We start from the raw sequence: 15,995 nt of genomic DNA on the forward strand, positions 1-15,995 counted from the left end.
TATTGAGACCGAGCCGTTAACCTTGTCGGCGGAGAGTCGATTGGACAGTCGCTGCCGTGTTTCGTTCTGCGAAATGCGGGGGAGGAAAGTCCGGGCTCCATAGGGCAGAGTGCCAGGTAACGCCTGGGAGGCGTGAGCCTACGGAAAGTGCCACAGAAAATAACCGCCTAAGCGCTTCGGCGCCGGTAAGGGTGAAAAGGTGCGGTAAGAGCGCACCGCGCGACTGGTAACAGTTCGTGGCTAGGCAAACCCCACTCGGAGCAAGACCAAATAGGGTTCCATTGGCGTGGCCCGCGCTGGAACCGGGTAGGTTGCTAAAGGCGTGCAGTGATGTACGTCGTAGAGGAATGACTGTCCTCGACAGAACCCGGCTTACAGATCGACTCTCCACCTCTCCTTTCTCTTCGCGACACCATTACTCCTCGCTTTTCTAAGATCAAAAAAATCTTACTCTTAACAAATCACTTTAAGTTCGAAGTGTAGCTTTCTGTGCGCGCTCAGTTTGCCTTGCTACGCGCCCTGCAATGCTCTGTTCTTACACCTATTTAGTTTGCTAAATCGCCGATCTGTAAGGGTTTTTCCCTACAGCCGCGCCTTGACGGTGGGGTGTGGGCGTTCCTATAGTGTGCGCATGTGGTAGGAAGTGGTGTGAAGTGGGATTTTTTGGGCATGGATAGCTAATTCAAGGGGAAGCGCAGCTGTGTTTCGTGGAGCCAACGCCATCAGTCTCGACGCCAAAGGGCGACTCGCGATGCCAAGTCGGTATCGGGACGAGCTCGTGTCGCGTTGTGCAGGCCAGCTTATCGTGACCATTGATGCCATCGACCCCTGTTTATGTGTCTATCCGCTTGCTGAGTGGGAGCTGATTGAGCAAAAGCTGCGCGAGTTAGCTTCTTTTCGAGAAGAGAACCGTCGTTTGCAGCGCTTGCTGATCGGTAACGCCGTTGATCTCGAGCTGGACGCAAGTGGCCGTTTTCTGGTGCCGCCACGCCTGCGCGAATACGCCAAGCTGGATAAGCGCGCGATGTTGGTCGGCCAACTGAATAAATTTCAACTGTGGGATGAAGATGCCTGGAATGTCGTCGCCGATGCCGATTTGGCGGCGATCAAGCAGCCGGGTGCCTTGTCCGACGAACTACGTGACCTGAACCTGTGACTATGACCAGCAACTTTCGCCATATTACTGTGCTACTCGACGAGGCGGTCGAGGGGTTGGCTGTGCGTACTGATGGTTGCTACCTGGACGGTACCTTTGGTCGTGGCGGGCACAGTCGGTTAATCCTCGAAAGGCTCGGGCCAGACGGGCATTTGCTGGGGTTTGATAAGGACCCCTTGGCGATTGCCACGGGGAATGAGCTAGCGGCCGAAGACGGCCGCTTTGTCGTTGTGCAGCGCAGCTTTGCGGAACTTGGTGAGGAAGCTGCTGTCCGCGGCCTGGCTGGTAAGGTCAGTGGCATTCTGCTGGACCTTGGTGTGTCCTCGCCGCAACTCGACGATGCCGAACGTGGTTTCAGCTTCCTCAATGACGGCCCGCTGGACATGCGCATGGACCCGACACGTGGCGTCAGTGCGGCTCAGTGGGTCGCCAGCGCCAGCGAAGAGGAAATCGCCAGAGTCTTTAAAGAGTACGGCGAAGAGCGTTTTGCACGGCGCATGGCCCGTGCCGTGGTGTTGCGGCGTGCGGAACAGCCTTTTGAGCGTACTGCCGACCTGGCGCAGGTACTTACCGTGGCCAATCCCGCCTGGGAAAAGGGTAAGAATCCGGCGACCCGCGCGTTCCAGGGGCTGCGTATTTACATCAATAACGAGCTTGGCGATCTTCAGCGTGGTCTAGATGCCGCGCTGGAGGCGCTTGAAGTTGGCGGCCGCTTGGTGGTGATCAGCTTTCACTCCCTTGAGGATCGTATCGTCAAGCAATTCATGCGCAAGCACGCCAAGGGCGAGCAGGACACCTACCCGCGCGACCTGCCGATCATTCCGAAGGCCTTCGAGCCTCGCCTGAAGTTGATCGGTAAGCCGCAATATGCGTCCGACGCCGAGCTCAAGGCCAATCCGCGCTCGCGTAGCGCGGTAATGCGTGTGGCGGAGAAAATGCGATGAGTGCGGTTTTCGCCAAGCCATTGCCAAAGGGCAGCCTGCTGATGCTGGTGCTGTTTATTGGCGTGCTCGGCAGCGCGCTGGCGGTCTCCTACAGTGCGCACTGGAATCGTCAGTTGCTCAACGGTCTGTATGCAGAGCTGAGTACCCGTGACCGGGCTCAGGCAGAGTGGGGCCGTCTGATTCTCGAGCAAAGCACCTGGACTGCCCACAGTCGTATCGAAACCCTGGCCAGCGAACAGCTGAAAATGCGCATTCCCGAAGCTGCCGAAGTGCGCATGGTGGCGCCATGATCAGGCTTGAGGGCGCGCTCTATCCTTGGCGTTTTCGCCTGGTGTTGCTGCTCCTCGCGCTGATGGTCGGTGCGATTGTCTGGCGCATCGTCGATCTACATATATTCGACCATGACTTCCTTAAAGCCCACGGTGATGCGCGCAGCGTGCGCCATATTCCTATTCCTGCGCACCGTGGCCTGGTTACTGATCGCAATGGCGAGCCGTTGGCGGTAAGTACCCCGGTAACCACCTTGTGGGCTAATGGTCGCGAGTTACAGGCAGGTAAAGCCCAGTGGCCGGCCCTGGCAGCTGCACTGGGGCAGGAGCCAAAAGCCCTTGCCGTGCGTATTCAGGCCAATGCCGAGCGCGAATTCATGTACCTGGTGCGTGGTTTGACGCCGGAACAGGGTCAGCGTGTCCTCGACCTGAAGCTGCCGGGTGTATACGCCATCGAAGAGTTCCGGCGTTTCTATCCGGGTGGCGAAGTGACCGCACACGTGGTCGGCTTCACCGATATCGATGATCGCGGGCGCGAAGGTATGGAGTTGGCTTTTGAGGAGTGGCTAGCCGGCGTGCCGGGCAAGCGCCAAGTGCTCAAGGACCGCCGTGGTCGTTTGATCAAGGATGTACAGGTTACCCAGAACGCCAAGGCGGGCAAGGCGCTGGCGCTGTCTATCGACCTGCGTCTGCAGTATCTGGCGCACCGCGAACTGCGTAACGCGTTGGTCGAGTTTGGGGCCAAGGCGGGCAGTCTGGTGATGATCGATGTGAAGACTGGTGAAGTGCTGGCGATGGTCAATCAGCCCACCTACAACCCGAATAACCGCCGTAATCTGCAGCCGGCCGCCATGCGGAACCGGGCGATGATCGATGTGTTCGAGCCAGGTTCGACCATGAAGGCATTCTCCATTAGCGCTGCGCTTGCGAGCGGTCGTTGGAAGCCGACCGATACGGTCGATGTCTATCCGGGCACGCTGCAGATTGGCAGGTACACGATTCGTGACGTTTCACGTAGCAACGGACCGTTGAGCCTGACTGAAATCCTGATCAAGTCGAGCAACGTCGGCATGAGCAAGATCGCCTTCGACATCGGTGGCGAATCTATCTACTCGATGATGCAGCAGGTTGGTCTGGGTCAGGATACCGGCCTGGGTTTTCCAGGTGAGCGGATCGGCAATTTGCCCAATCACCGCGAGTGGCGCAAGGCTGAAACCGCCACGCTGTCATACGGCTACGGCCTGTCGGTGACGGCTGTGCAGTTGGCGCATGCCTATTCGGTACTGGCCAATGATGGTCGCAGCGTGCCGTTGTCGCTGACTCGAATGGATCGCAAACCGGATGGCGTGCAAGTAATCCCGCAAGACATCGCCAAGACCATGCAGGGCATGCTCCAGGAAGTGATCGAGGCTCCCGGTGGGGTGTACCGGGCCAAGGTGCCGGGCTATCACGTCGCGGGCAAGAGCGGTACCGCACGCAAGGTGTCCACCGACTCGCGGGGCTATCGCGAGAACGCCTACCGCTCGTTGTTTGCCGGCTTCGGCCCGGTCAGTGATCCACGGATTGCCGTTGCCATTGTCATCGACGAACCAAGCAAGGGCGGTTACTACGGTGGCCTGGTGTCTGCGCCGGTATTTGGCAAGGTGATGGCCGGCGCTCTGCGCCTTATGAATGTCGTGCCGGATAACCTGGTGCCGCCCGTCGAGACGCAAACGACGGCGGTGAACGCAGTCAATGGAGGGCGTATCTGATGCCTATGCCCCTGAATCAATTGTTGCCTGAAGCTGCCAGTGCAGTGCTGATCCGTGAATTGACCCTGGATAGTCGCAAGGTGCGCCCCGGTGATCTGTTCCTTGCCGTGCCGGGTAGCCAGCAGGATGGCCGCGTGCACATCGCCGATGCGATTGCCCGCGGCGCCGCCGCAGTGGCCTATGAAGCCGAAGGTGCGCCAGCGATGACGGCCAGCAGTGCCGAACTGGTGGCGATCAAGGGTTTGGCCGGCCAGCTGTCAGCCATCGCCGGGCGCTTCTACGGTGAGCCGAGTAGAGGGATGCATCTGGTCGGTATCACCGGTACCAACGGCAAGACCAGTGTCAGCCAGCTGTTGGCCCAGGCACTGGATCTGCTGGGCGAGCGCTGTGGCATCGTCGGTACCCTGGGCAACGGTTTTTACCATGCGCTGGCCCTTGGTCGGCACACCACGCCGGATCCGATTGGCGTGCAAGCGACCCTGGCCGACATGAAGAATGCTGGCGCTCGCGCCGTGGCCATGGAGGTTTCTTCCCACGGTTTGCACCAGGGTCGGGTAACCGCGCTGGCGTTCGATGTGGCGGTATTTACCAACCTGTCGCGCGATCACCTGGATTATCACGGTTCAATGGAAGCCTATGGCGAGGCCAAGGCCGCCTTGTTCGCCTGGCCGGGTTTGCGTTGCCGCGTGCTCAATCTGGACGACGCGTTCGGCCGCGAATTGGCCCGAGCGGAGCATGACTCGCGGCTGATCAGCTACAGCCTGGAAGACCCAACCGCATATTTGTACTGCCGTGATGCGCAGTTCGACGAGCAAGGCGTACGCGTCAAGCTGGTGACGCCGCGTGGCGAAGGTAATGTGCGTAGCGCGCTGTTGGGGCGCTTTAATCTGAGCAACCTGTTAGCGGTGGTTGGTGCGCTGCTGGGCATGGATTATCCGCTCGACGAGATTCTCCGGGTGCTCCCGCAGTTGCAGGGGCCGGTGGGGCGCATGCAGCGCCTTGGCGGCGTCGAGCAGCCATTGGTGGTGGTTGATTATGCGCACACTCCCGATGCCCTGGAAAAGGTGCTGGAGGCTCTGCGGCCGCATGTCAAAGGCCGCTTGCTGTGCCTGTTCGGCTGTGGTGGCGACCGTGATCGCGGCAAGCGTCCGCTGATGGCCGCCGTGGTCGAGCGTCTCGCCGATGGCGTGCTGGTCACTGACGACAATCCGCGCAGCGAGGCTCCCGAGCAGATATTCAGCGACATTCGCGCAGGTTTTACCGTGCCTGAATGCGTGCAGTTCGTGCATGGTCGCGGCCAGGCCATTGCCCAGCTGATCGCCTCTGCGAGCCCGGCCGATGTGCTAGTGCTGGCTGGTAAGGGCCACGAGGACTATCAGGAAATAAACGGCGTGCGCCAGTCATTCTCCGACCTGGTCGAAGCCGGCAAAGCCCTCGCGACATGGGAGGTGCCGCATGCTTAAAGCCCTGCGTTTGAGCGAAATCAGCGCGCCGCTGGACGCGCGTTTGATCGGTGAAGATTGCGCCTTCGATGCAGTCAGCACCGACAGTCGGGCAATTAAGCCCGGTGAACTATTTATCGCCCTGTCCGGACCTAACTTCGACGGTCACACCTACCTGGCCGATGTCGCCGCCAAGGGCGCGGTGGCCGCGCTGGTCGAGCGCGAAGTGGCGGGCGTGGCATTGCCGCAGTTGGTGGTGGCGGACACGCGCTTGGCGCTAGGCCGGCTCGGTGCTCTGAACCGTCAGGCTTATGGCGCGCCGTTGGTTGCGATAACCGGATCCAGTGGTAAGACCACGGTCAAGGAAATGCTCGCGAGCATCCTGCGGGCCGGTCTGCGCGGTTTGGTATTGGCCACCCGCGGCAACCTCAACAACGAGCTTGGCGTACCGCTGACACTGCTGGAACTGGCGCCCGGGCATGTCGCTGCAGTGATCGAGCTGGGGGCCAACCATGTTGGCGAGATCGCCTACACCGTCGGCTTGACCCGGCCCCACGTGGCGATTATCACCAACGCAGGCAGCGCCCATGTCGGCGAGTTCGGCGGCCCGGAGAAAATTGTCCTGGCCAAGGGTGAGATCCTCGAAGGCCTGAGCGACAGCGGTGTGGCCGTGCTCAACCTGGACGATCAGGCCTTCGCCACCTGGCAGCAGCGTGCCAAGGGCCGTGCTGTGACGAGTTTCTCTCTGAGCAATCCTGCGGCGGATTTCTACGCCAGTGATCTGCAGCGCGATGCCCGCGGTTGCTCGGTCTTTACCCTGCATTGTTGTCAAGGCCAGGCGGTGGTTCAGCTCAACCTGCTCGGCGAACATAACGTGGCCAATGCCTTGGCTGCCGCAGCTGCGGCTGCGGCCCTGAGCGTGCCGCTGGTGGATATCAAAGCCGGCCTTGAAGGCCTGCAACCGGTCAAGGGCCGTGCGGTGGCGCAACTCGCACCGAACGGCATGCGTGTGATCGACGACAGCTATAACGCCAACCCCGCCTCCATGTGCGCGGCGGTGGATATCCTCGCCGGTTTTGCCGGGCGCACTGTGCTGGTTCTTGGCGATATGGGCGAGCTGGGCGAGTGGGCCGAGCAGGGCCACCGGGACGTTGGTCGCCATGCCGCCGGTAAGGTATCGGCGCTTTATGCGGTTGGCCCGCTGATGGCCTGCGCCGTAAGCGAATTTGGGACTCAAGGTCGGCATTTCGCCGATCAGGCCAGTCTGATCGCCGCGCTTGCCGGTGAGTCGGGCGACACCACCATTCTAATAAAAGGTTCACGCAGCGCCGCGATGGAAAATGTCGTGGCGGCGCTCTGTGGCACATCCGGGGAGAGTCACTAATGCTGCTGCTGCTGGCCGAATACCTGCAACAGTTCCACAAAGGCTTCGCGGTCTTTCAGTACCTGACCATGCGCGGGATTCTCGGCGTGCTTACCGCCCTGGCGCTGTCGTTGTGGCTTGGGCCGTGGATGATCCGCACTCTGCAGATCCGTCAGATCGGCCAGTCGGTGCGCAATGATGGCCCACAGTCGCACCTGTCGAAGAAGGGCACGCCGACTATGGGCGGTGCGCTGATTCTGTCTGCCATTGCCATCAGCACCCTGCTTTGGGCCGACCTTAGCAATCGCTATGTGTGGGTGGTGCTGGTAGTGACCCTGCTGTTCGGCGCGATTGGCTGGGTCGACGACTACCGCAAGGTGATCGAGAAGAATTCGCGCGGCCTGCCGAGCCGCTGGAAGTATTTCTGGCAGTCGGTGTTCGGTTTGGGAGCGGCGTTCTTCCTCTATACAACGGCACAAAGTCCAGTGGAAACCACCCTGTTTCTGCCGCTGCTCAAGGATTTCAGCCTTGAGTTGGGCCTTGGCTTCGTGGTGCTGAGCTACTTTGTGATCGTCGGTTCGAGCAACGCGGTCAACCTGACTGACGGTTTGGATGGTCTGGCCATTCTGCCTACCGTGATGGTCGGCGGCGCCCTGGGGATCTTCTGCTACCTGTCGGGTAACGTGAAGTTTGCCGAATACCTGTTTATTCCCTATGTGCCGGGTGCGGGCGAGTTGATCGTGTTCTGCGCAGCGCTGGTGGGCGCGGGCCTGGGCTTTCTCTGGTTCAACACTTACCCGGCGCAGGTGTTTATGGGCGACGTTGGCGCACTGGCGCTGGGTGCAGCGTTAGGCACGATTGCCGTGATCGTCCGCCAGGAAGTGGTGTTGTTCATCATGGGTGGCATCTTCGTGGTGGAAACCCTGTCGGTGATCATCCAGGTCGCGTCGTTCAAGTTGACCGGCAAGCGGGTGTTCCGCATGGCGCCGATTCATCACCACTTCGAACTGAAAGGCTGGCCTGAGCCGCGCGTCATCGTACGTTTCTGGATCATCACCGTAATTCTGGTGCTGATCGGTCTAGCCACCTTGAAATTGCGTTGAGGAGACTATGAGCCTGATTGCTTCCGACCAATTCCGCATCGTTGTCGGCCTCGGCAAGAGCGGCATGTCCCTGGTGCGTTTTCTCGCACGCCAGGGCTTGGCTTTTGCGGTGGTCGATACCCGAGCCAATCCGCCCGAGCTTGCTAACTTGCGTGAGCAGTTCCCGCAGGTCGACGTGCGTTGTGGCGAACTGGATGTGGACTTCCTCTGCCGTGCCAGCGAATTGCTGGTCAGCCCAGGTCTGGCGCTGTCTACGCCAGCCTTGCAGCAAGCAGCGGCGCGTGGCGTGAAGCTTTCCGGTGACATTGATCTGTTTGCCCGCTATGCCAAGGCGCCGATCATCGCGATCACCGGCTCCAACGCCAAGAGCACGGTCACCACATTGGTCGGCGAGATGGCTGTGGCGGCCGGCAAGAAGGTCGCGGTCGGCGGTAACCTCGGGGTGCCCGCACTCGACCTGTTGAGCGATGACATCGAACTCTATGTCCTGGAGTTGTCCAGTTTTCAGTTGGAAACCACTGATCAGCTGAACGCCGAAGTGGCAACCTGCTTGAACATCAGCGAAGACCATATGGATCGCTACGCCTCGCTGGCGGCGTATCACCTGGCTAAGCACCGGATCTTCCGTGGCGCCCGGCAGGTGGTGGTGAACCGCGACGATGCCCTGTCGCGGCCGCTGGTGGCCGAGCAGATGCCCTGCTGGTTGTTCGGTCTGGGCAAACCGGACTTCAAACGTTTTGGCTTGCTCACCGAGAGCGGCGAGAAATACCTGGCCTATCAGTTCGACGCACTGCTGCCGACCGCTGCGCTAAAAATTCGTGGCGCGCATAACCAGTCCAACGCCCTGGCGGCGCTGGCCTTGGGGCATGCGGTAGGTTTACCGATGGCGCCGATGCTGGAGGCCCTGAAGCGTTTCGCCGGCCTGCCGCACCGTTGCCAGTGGGTCGGTGAACGTCATGAAGTGAACTACTACGACGACTCCAAGGCGACCAATGTCGGTGCCGCCCTGGCGGCCATCGAAGGCCTGGGCGCGGACATCGTCGGCAAGCTGGTGTTGATCGCCGGTGGCGATGGCAAGGGGGCCGACTTCTCTGCCTTGGCCAAGCCGGTCGCGCAGGTCTGCCGCGCCGTGGTGTTGCTCGGTCGCGACGCCGAGCGCCTGGCCGCTGCACTTGGTGAGGGCGTGCCGCTGATCCGCGTGGCGACCCTTGAAGAAGCCGTGCAACGCAGCGCCGAACTGGCTCAGCCGGGCGATGCCGTGCTGCTTTCGCCGGCCTGCGCCAGCCTGGACATGTTCAAGAATTTCGAAGAACGCGGACGTCTGTTCGCTCAAGCCGTGGAGGCGCTCGCCTGATGCTCGCCTTCCTGCGCCCATACCCGTCCCCGCTGTTCAGCCGCCGTGGCCTGGACCTGGACTTCCCGCTGCTGGCCGGTTGCCTGGCGCTGCTCGGCCTGGGCCTGGTAATGATTGCGTCTGCCTCGACCGAAGTGGCGGCAGTGAATGTGGGCAGCCCGATTTATTACATGCTTCGCCACCTTATTTACCTGCTGATCGGCCTGGGTGCCGCCGCTGTGGTGTTGTTGATTCCCTTGGAAACCTGGCAGCGCTTCAGCGGAATGGCGCTGTTGGCCGCCTTTGCCATGCTGGTGCTGGTGCTGGTGCCGGGTATCGGCCGCGAAGTGAATGGTTCGATGCGCTGGATCGGCTTTGGCGCATTCAACGTACAGCCGTCGGAAATCGCCAAGCTGCTCGTGGTGGTCTATCTGGCCGGCTACCTGGTGCGCCGTCAGGCAGAAGTCCGCGAAAGCTGGGCCGGCTTCTTCAAACCCTTTGTGGTGCTGTTGCCGATGGCCGGCTTGCTGCTGCTGGAGCCGGACTTCGGCGCCACCGTGGTGATGATGGGCTCTGCGGCGGCGATGCTGTTCCTCGGCGGGGTCGGCCTGCTGCGTTTCGGGTTGATGGTTTCTCTGGCAGTCGGTGCAGTCTTTGTCCTGGTACAAACCCAGGAGTACCGCCTGCAACGCCTGATCACCTTCACCGACCCCTGGGCTGATCAGTTCGGCTCTGGCTACCAGTTAACCCAGGCGTTGATCGCTTTCGGGCGTGGCGAGTGGTTCGGTGTCGGCTTGGGCAACAGCATTCAGAAGCAGTTCTATTTGCCTGAAGCACACACCGACTTCGTGTTTGCCGTGCTTGCCGAAGAACTGGGCATGCTGGGCGCTTTGATTACCGTCGGCCTGTTCGCTTTCGTCTGCGTACGTGCCCTGTATATCGGATTGTGGGCGGAGAAGGCCAAGCAGTTCTTCGCCGCCTATGTCGCTTACGGCCTGGCGTTCCTGTGGATCGGCCAGTTCCTGATCAATATCGGGGTGAACATCGGCCTGCTGCCGACCAAGGGTCTGACCCTGCCGTTCCTCAGCTACGGTGGCAGTTCCCTGGTGATCTGCTGCGTCAGTCTGGCGTTGTTACTGCGCATCGAGTGGGAGCGGCGCACCCAGTTGGGCAGCGAAGACGTCGATTTTCAGGAGTCGGATTTTTTTGATGGCAATACCGCCAAGGAGTCTGCCAATGGCCGCTAATGTGCTGATCATGGCCGGCGGTACGGGAGGCCACGTGTTCCCGGCGTTAGCCTGCGCGCGCGAGTTCCAGGCACGTGGTTATCGCGTGCATTGGCTGGGTACCCCGCGCGGCATCGAGAACGAATTGGTACCGGCCGCCGGCCTGCCGCTGCACCTGATCAACGTCACGGGCCTGCGTGGCAAAGGTAAGTTGTCGTTGCTCAAGGCGCCGTTCCAGTTGCTCAAGGCATTGTTTCAAGCCCGTAAAATCGTGCGCGAGTTGCAGCCGGTGTGTGTGCTCGGCATGGGCGGCTTCGTCACCGGCCCTGGCGGCCTGGCGGCCAAGCTGGGCGGCGTACCGCTGATTATCCACGAGCAGAACGCCGTTGCCGGGACGGCCAATCGCAGCTTGGTGCCGTTCGCCAGCCGCGTGTGTGAGGCCTTTCCGAATACCTTCGCCGCGTCGGCCAAGCGCCGCACCACCGGCAATCCGGTGCGCGAAGAGTTGTTTCTGAAAACACCGCGCGACGCACTAGGCGAGCGTCGGTCGCGCCTGTTGATTTTGGGCGGCAGCCTGGGCGCTGAGCCACTGAACAAGCTATTGCCCGCAGCCCTGGCTTTGTTGCCAGGCGATTTGCGTCCGGAAGTGTTTCACCAGGCCGGCAAGCAACACGATGTGATTACCGGCGAACGTTACCGCGATGTTGGCGTCGAAGCGCAGGTAGCGCCCTTTATCAAGGATATGGCCCGCGCCTACGCCTGGGCCGATCTGGTGGTGTGTCGCGCCGGTGCCTTGACCATCAGTGAGCTGGCCGCCGCCGGTCTACCGTCGTTCCTGCTGCCGTTGCCACATGCGATTGACGATCATCAGACGCGTAACGCCGACTATCTGGCCAGGGAGGGCGCCGCCGTCCTTCTGCCGCAACACGCCACAGACGCCGCCACGCTGGCCGCCCAGCTGTCCGAGGTTTTAATGCACCCTGAACGAATGAAAGAAATGGCGCGCACCGCCCGGCGCCTGGCCAAGCCCGATGCAACCCGTAGTGTTGTCGATATTTGTCTGGAGGTGGCCCGTGGTTGAGAGTCGTAAAGCTTTCCCGCAGCCTGAAATGCGCCGTATCCGCCGCATCCATTTCGTCGGCATCGGCGGGGCTGGCATGTGCGGCATCGCCGAAGTGCTGCTCAATCTGGGCTATCAGGTGTCCGGCTCGGACCTCAAGTCTTCGGCGGTCACCGAGCGCTTGGAAAGCTTCGGCGCGCAGATCTTTATCGGCCACAGCGCCGAGAACGCCGAGAGCGCCGATGTGCTGGTGGTTTCCAGCGCGGTGAATACCTCCAACCCGGAAGTGGCCGCTGCTCTGGAACGGCGTGTGCCGGTGGTGCCACGTGCGGAAATGCTCGCCGAACTGATGCGTTACCGGCATGGCATCGCTGTGGCCGGCACCCATGGCAAGACCACTACTACAAGTTTACTGGCTTCAGTGTTCGCTGCTGGCGGCCTGGATCCGACCTTCGTCATTGGCGGACGCTTGAATGCGGCGGGCACCAATGCCCAGTTAGGCACCAGTCGCTACCTGATTGCCGAAGCGGACGAAAGCGATGCCAGCTTCCTGCATCTGCAGCCGATGGTCGCGGTAGTCACCAACATCGATATGGACCACATGAGCACCTATGAGGGCGACTTCAACAAGTTGAAGAAAACCTTCATCGAGTTCCTGCATAACCTGCCGTTTTATGGCCTGGCCGTGATGTGCGTCGACGACCCGATTGTGCGCGAGATTCTGCCGCAGGTGGCGCGCCCGACCATGACCTACGGCTTCGGCGAAGATGCAGACGTGCGTGCGATCAATGTCCGCCAGCAAGGCATGCTGACCTTCTTCACCGTGTTGCGTGTCGGTCACGAGCCGCTGGATGTCTCGGTCAATATGCCCGGTAACCACAACGTATTGAATGCCTTGGCGACCATTGCCATCGCCACCGATGAAGGCATCAGCGATCAAGCCATCGTCCAGGGTCTTTCCGGCTTCCAGGGTGTCGGTCGGCGCTTTCAGGTCTACGGCGAACTGCCAGTGCCCGACGGCAGTGTGATGCTGGTCGACGACTATGGTCACCACCCGCGCGAGGTGGCAGCGGTGATCAAGGCGGTGCGCGGTGGTTGGCCGGGTCGTCGTCTGGTCATGGTCTATCAGCCGCACCGTTTCAGTCGGACCCGCGACCTCTATGAGGATTTCGTTCAGGTGCTGGCGGAAACCAACGTCCTGTTGCTGATGGCGGTCTATCCGGCCGGCGAAGAGCCGATCCCGGGGGCGGACAGCAAGCACCTGTGCCACAGCATTCGCCAGCGTGGCCAGTTGGACCCGATCTACATCGAGCGTGGTGTCGAGTTGGCGCCACTGATCAAGCCGCTGCTGCGTGCCGGTGACATCTTGCTCTGTCAGGGTGCCGGCGATATCGGTGGCCTGGCCCCGCAGTTGCTGCAAAGCGCATTGTTCGCTGTAGCTGGCGGCGAGCTGAAAGAGGCAGAGTCTAAATGAGTGCCGAAATCTTGAAATCGAACCTGCCTGTTACGGCTTTTGGTCGCGTCGCCGTGTTGTTCGGTGGCAAGAGCGCCGAGCGTGAGGTCTCGCTGAACTCCGGCAATGCCGTGCTCAAAGCCCTGCAGGGCGCGGGTGTGGACGCATTCGGTATTGATGTCGGTGACGATTTCCTGGGGCATCTGCTCAACGAGAAAATCGATCGCGCCTTCATCGTGCTGCACGGCCGTGGCGGTGAAGACGGCAGCATGCAGGGCTTGCTCGAGTGCGCCGGTATTCCTTACACCGGCAGCGGTATTCTGGCTTCCGCCCTGGCCATGGACAAACTACGCACCAAGCAGGTCTGGCAAAGCCTTGGCCTGCCGACGCCGCGCCATGCCGTATTGGCCAGTGCCGACGACTGCCGCGCCGCTGCCGCTGAGCTGGGCTTTCCGCTGATCGTCAAGCCGGCCCATGAAGGTTCCAGCATCGGCATGGCAAAAGTCGACGATGTCGACGGCTTGATCGCTGCATGGCAGAACGCCAGCCAGTTCGACTCGCAAGTGCTGGTCGAACAGTGGATCCATGGCCCGGAATACACCATTGCCCTGTTGCGCGGTCAGGTGTTGCCACCGATTGCCCTGGGCACTCCGCATTCGTTCTACGACTACGACGCCAAGTACCTGGCCAATGACACCCAGTACCGCATTCCCTGTGGCCTCGATGTGGCCAAGGAAGAAGAGCTGAAACTGCTCAGTGCGCAGGCCTGCGAGGCGGTCGGTACCCAGGGCTGGGCACGGGTCGATGTGATGCAGGACGCTGGCGGACAATTCTGGCTGCTGGAGGTTAATACCGTGCCGGGCATGACCGATCACAGTCTGGTGCCGATGGCGGCGCGTGCTGCCGGTCTGGATTTTCAGCAGCTGGTGTTGGCAATCCTCGCCGACAGCCTTGAGACCCGAGGTTAAGTCATGGCCGCCACTTTGCGCCATCAGCCAGGTTCAGTACGCGCACCGTTGCGCGGCAAGCCTGCGCAGCGCGGTGCCAGCCGCCTGGTGGCCAAGGAGCCGATCAGCCAGCGGTTGCCTAAACCGAATCTTGGTGTGCTCAAGCGCATCACCTGGCCGCTGATGTTGCTGGTGCTAGGTTTCGCTGCCTACGAGTTGGCGCAGCGTCTGCTGCCTTACGCGGATCGGCCAATTGCCAAGATCAGTGTCGAGGGTGACCTCAGCTACATCAGCCAACAGGCAGTCCAGCAGCATATAGAACCGTTCGTCAAAGCGAGCTTCTTCAGCGTTGATCTGCCGGGCATGCGCCATGAGCTTGAGCAAATGCCCTGGATCGCCAGTGCCCAGGTGCGTCGGGTTTGGCCCGATCAGTTGGTGGTGCACCTCGAGGAGCATCTGCCGATTGCCCGCTGGGGCGATGAGGCACTGTTGAATAACCAGGGAAAGGCTTTCGCGCCCAAGGAACAGGCAAATTACCAACACCTGCCGCAACTGTATGGTCCCAAGCGGGCGCAACAGAAAGTAATGCAGCAGTACCAGGTGCTCAGCCAGATGCTGCGGCCAATGGGGTTTTCCGTGGCGCGTCTGGAGTTGCGTGAGCGCGGCAGCTGGTTTCTCTCCACCGGGCAGGGGATCGAACTGCTGCTGGGGCGTGACCACCTGGTAGAAAAGATGCGCCGTTTCAGTGCCATTTATGACAAGGCGCTGAAAGAGCAGCAAGCGAATATCGCGCGGATCGATCTGCGTTACGCCAACGGCCTGGCCGTGGCGTGGCGTGAGCCGGTCGCGCCCACGGCGGCTGATACCGCTGTCGTGCAGTGAATCAGGAGAAGGCAAGACTCATGGCAAATGTGCAGAGTGGCAAGATGATTGTTGGCCTCGATATCGGTACCTCCAAAGTGGTGGCGCTGGTCGGTGAAGTGACTGCCGATGGTCAGTTGGAAATCGTCGGTATTGGCACCCACCCGTCACGCGGCCTGAAAAAGGGCGTGGTGGTTAATATCGAGTCGACTGTGCAGTCGATCCAGCGTGCGGTGGAAGAGGCGCAGCTGATGGCTGGGTGCCGTATTCATTCGGCATTCGTTGGTTTGGCGGGTAGCCATATCCGCAGCCTTAACAGCCACGGTATCGTCGCCATTCGCGATCGCGAAGTTAGCCCCGCTGACCTTGAGCGCGTGCTGGATGCAGCTCAGGCCGTGGCTATTCCGGCCGATCAGCGGGTGCTGCACACCTTGCCGCAGGATTACGTGATCGATAACCAGGAAGGCGTGCGCGAGCCACTGGGCATGTCCGGCGTGCGTCTGGAAGCCAAGGTGCATGTGGTCACCTGCGCAGTGAATGCGGCGCAGAACGTCGAGAAATGCGTGCGTCGCTGCGGCTTGGAAGTCGACGACATTATTCTCGAACAACTGGCCTCGGCTTATGCGGTTCTGACCGACGATGAAAAAGAGCTGGGTGTGTGTCTGGTGGATATCGGCGGCGGTACCACCGACATCTGCATCTTCACCGAAGGTGCGATTCGCCATACCGCAGTGATCCCGATTGCCGGTGATCAAGTCACCAACGACATCGCCATGGCGTTGCGCACGCCGACCCAGTACGCCGAAGAAATCAAGATTCGCTATGCCTGCGCCCTGGCCAAGCTGGCCGGTGCCGGCGAAACCATCAAGGTGCCGAGCGTCGGCGATCGTCCACCGCGTGACCTGTCGCGCCAGTCCTTGGCCGAAGTGGTCGAGCCGCGTTACGACGAGCTGTTCACCCTGATCCAGGCTGAACTACGGCGCAGTGGTTACGAGGACTTGATCCCGGCGGGCATCGTGCTCACGGGTGGCACGTCGAAGATGGAAGGCGCGGTCGAACTGGCCGAAGAGATCTTCCATATGCCGGT

14 protein-coding genes and 1 other RNA gene are annotated in these 15,995 nt (G+C 60.9%); all 15 read left to right on the forward strand.

The genetic code is table 11. From position 1 onward, the window contains the following. Positions 1–32: 32 nt before the first annotated feature. An RNA gene (gene rnpB / locus Q8K09_RS11220) (RNase P RNA component class A) lies at positions 33–391 on the forward strand. 309 nt (positions 392–700) lie between these two features. Beyond that, positions 701–1,156 carry a division/cell wall cluster transcriptional repressor MraZ gene (gene mraZ / locus Q8K09_RS11225; RefSeq protein WP_305255046.1) on the forward strand — a complete coding sequence of 152 codons (456 nt, stop codon included), beginning with the start codon at positions 701–703 and terminating at the stop codon, positions 1,154–1,156. A 2-nt stretch (positions 1,157–1,158) separates the two neighbouring features. Continuing rightward, positions 1,159–2,100: a 16S rRNA (cytosine(1402)-N(4))-methyltransferase RsmH gene (gene rsmH / locus Q8K09_RS11230; RefSeq protein WP_305255047.1), complete on the forward strand. Its 942-nt coding sequence runs from the start codon at positions 1,159–1,161 to the stop codon at positions 2,098–2,100. Next, positions 2,097–2,390 carry a cell division protein FtsL gene (gene ftsL, locus Q8K09_RS11235; protein WP_305255048.1) on the forward strand — a complete coding sequence of 98 codons (294 nt, stop codon included), beginning with the start codon at positions 2,097–2,099 and terminating at the stop codon, positions 2,388–2,390. The genes rsmH and ftsL overlap by 4 nt, the downstream gene beginning before the upstream one ends. Next, positions 2,387–4,120 carry a peptidoglycan D,D-transpeptidase FtsI family protein gene (locus Q8K09_RS11240; protein ID WP_370869508.1) on the forward strand — a complete coding sequence of 578 codons (1,734 nt, stop codon included), beginning with the start codon at positions 2,387–2,389 and terminating at the stop codon, positions 4,118–4,120. Before ftsL ends, Q8K09_RS11240 begins: the two co-directional genes overlap by 4 nt. Beyond that, positions 4,120–5,583, forward strand: coding sequence for a UDP-N-acetylmuramoyl-L-alanyl-D-glutamate--2,6-diaminopimelate ligase (locus Q8K09_RS11245; protein ID WP_305255049.1), 1,464 nt, complete (start codon positions 4,120–4,122; stop codon positions 5,581–5,583). The genes Q8K09_RS11240 and Q8K09_RS11245 overlap by 1 nt, the downstream gene beginning before the upstream one ends. Next, positions 5,576–6,946: a UDP-N-acetylmuramoyl-tripeptide--D-alanyl-D-alanine ligase gene (gene murF, locus Q8K09_RS11250; RefSeq protein ID WP_305255050.1), complete on the forward strand. Its 1,371-nt coding sequence runs from the start codon at positions 5,576–5,578 to the stop codon at positions 6,944–6,946. Before Q8K09_RS11245 ends, murF begins: the two co-directional genes overlap by 8 nt. Beyond that, the gene (gene mraY / locus Q8K09_RS11255; protein WP_305255051.1) at positions 6,946–8,028 is read left to right on the forward strand and encodes a phospho-N-acetylmuramoyl-pentapeptide-transferase; all 1,083 of its coding nucleotides are present in this window, start codon (positions 6,946–6,948) and stop codon (positions 8,026–8,028) included. The genes murF and mraY overlap by 1 nt, the downstream gene beginning before the upstream one ends. Before the next feature lie 7 nt (positions 8,029–8,035). Further along, entirely contained in the window at positions 8,036–9,382 is a 1,347-nt protein-coding gene (gene murD, locus Q8K09_RS11260) for a UDP-N-acetylmuramoyl-L-alanine--D-glutamate ligase (protein WP_305255052.1), read from the forward strand. Next, the gene (gene ftsW, locus Q8K09_RS11265) at positions 9,382–10,608 is read left to right on the forward strand and encodes a putative lipid II flippase FtsW (RefSeq protein WP_305255053.1); all 1,227 of its coding nucleotides are present in this window, start codon (positions 9,382–9,384) and stop codon (positions 10,606–10,608) included. Before murD ends, ftsW begins: the two co-directional genes overlap by 1 nt. Continuing rightward, positions 10,598–11,668, forward strand: coding sequence for an undecaprenyldiphospho-muramoylpentapeptide beta-N-acetylglucosaminyltransferase (murG, locus tag Q8K09_RS11270; RefSeq protein WP_305255054.1), 1,071 nt, complete (start codon positions 10,598–10,600; stop codon positions 11,666–11,668). Before ftsW ends, murG begins: the two co-directional genes overlap by 11 nt. 28 nt (positions 11,669–11,696) lie before the next feature. Beyond that, positions 11,697–13,121: a UDP-N-acetylmuramate--L-alanine ligase gene (gene murC / locus Q8K09_RS11275; RefSeq protein WP_305255070.1), complete on the forward strand. Its 1,425-nt coding sequence runs from the start codon at positions 11,697–11,699 to the stop codon at positions 13,119–13,121. Then, positions 13,118–14,068: a D-alanine--D-alanine ligase gene (locus tag Q8K09_RS11280; RefSeq protein WP_305255055.1), complete on the forward strand. Its 951-nt coding sequence runs from the start codon at positions 13,118–13,120 to the stop codon at positions 14,066–14,068. The genes murC and Q8K09_RS11280 overlap by 4 nt, the downstream gene beginning before the upstream one ends. A 3-nt stretch (positions 14,069–14,071) precedes the next feature. Continuing rightward, positions 14,072–14,929 carry a cell division protein FtsQ/DivIB gene (locus Q8K09_RS11285; protein WP_305255056.1) on the forward strand — a complete coding sequence of 286 codons (858 nt, stop codon included), beginning with the start codon at positions 14,072–14,074 and terminating at the stop codon, positions 14,927–14,929. Positions 14,930–14,949: 20 nt separating this feature from the next. Continuing rightward, a partial coding sequence (gene ftsA, locus Q8K09_RS11290; protein WP_305255057.1) for a cell division protein FtsA occupies positions 14,950–15,995 on the forward strand: 1,046 nt, incomplete at its 3' end.

This window comes from Pseudomonas sp., assembly GCF_030683065.1.
In the GTDB taxonomy this organism is placed as follows: domain Bacteria; phylum Pseudomonadota; class Gammaproteobacteria; order Pseudomonadales; family Pseudomonadaceae; genus Aquipseudomonas.

Bases quoted from the DNA above. Each gene is read 5' to 3' on its own strand.
- Q8K09_RS11240 (WP_370869508.1), top strand. From the start codon at position 2,387: ATGATCAGGCTTGAGGGCGCGCTCTATCCTTGGCGTTTTCGCCTGGTG.
- murG (WP_305255054.1), top strand. From the start codon at position 10,598: ATGGCCGCTAATGTGCTGATCATGGCCGGCGGTACGGGAGGCCACGTG.
- murD (WP_305255052.1), top strand. From the start codon at position 8,036: ATGAGCCTGATTGCTTCCGACCAATTCCGCATCGTTGTCGGCCTCGGC.
- Q8K09_RS11285 (WP_305255056.1), top strand. From the start codon at position 14,072: ATGGCCGCCACTTTGCGCCATCAGCCAGGTTCAGTACGCGCACCGTTG.
- rsmH (WP_305255047.1), top strand. From the start codon at position 1,159: ATGACCAGCAACTTTCGCCATATTACTGTGCTACTCGACGAGGCGGTC.
- Q8K09_RS11245 (WP_305255049.1), top strand. From the start codon at position 4,120: ATGCCTATGCCCCTGAATCAATTGTTGCCTGAAGCTGCCAGTGCAGTG.
- ftsL (WP_305255048.1), top strand. From the start codon at position 2,097: ATGAGTGCGGTTTTCGCCAAGCCATTGCCAAAGGGCAGCCTGCTGATG.
- Q8K09_RS11280 (WP_305255055.1), top strand. From the start codon at position 13,118: ATGAGTGCCGAAATCTTGAAATCGAACCTGCCTGTTACGGCTTTTGGT.
- murC (WP_305255070.1), top strand. From the start codon at position 11,697: ATGCGCCGTATCCGCCGCATCCATTTCGTCGGCATCGGCGGGGCTGGC.
- murF (WP_305255050.1), top strand. From the start codon at position 5,576: ATGCTTAAAGCCCTGCGTTTGAGCGAAATCAGCGCGCCGCTGGACGCG.
- mraY (WP_305255051.1), top strand. From the start codon at position 6,946: ATGCTGCTGCTGCTGGCCGAATACCTGCAACAGTTCCACAAAGGCTTC.
- ftsW (WP_305255053.1), top strand. From the start codon at position 9,382: ATGCTCGCCTTCCTGCGCCCATACCCGTCCCCGCTGTTCAGCCGCCGT.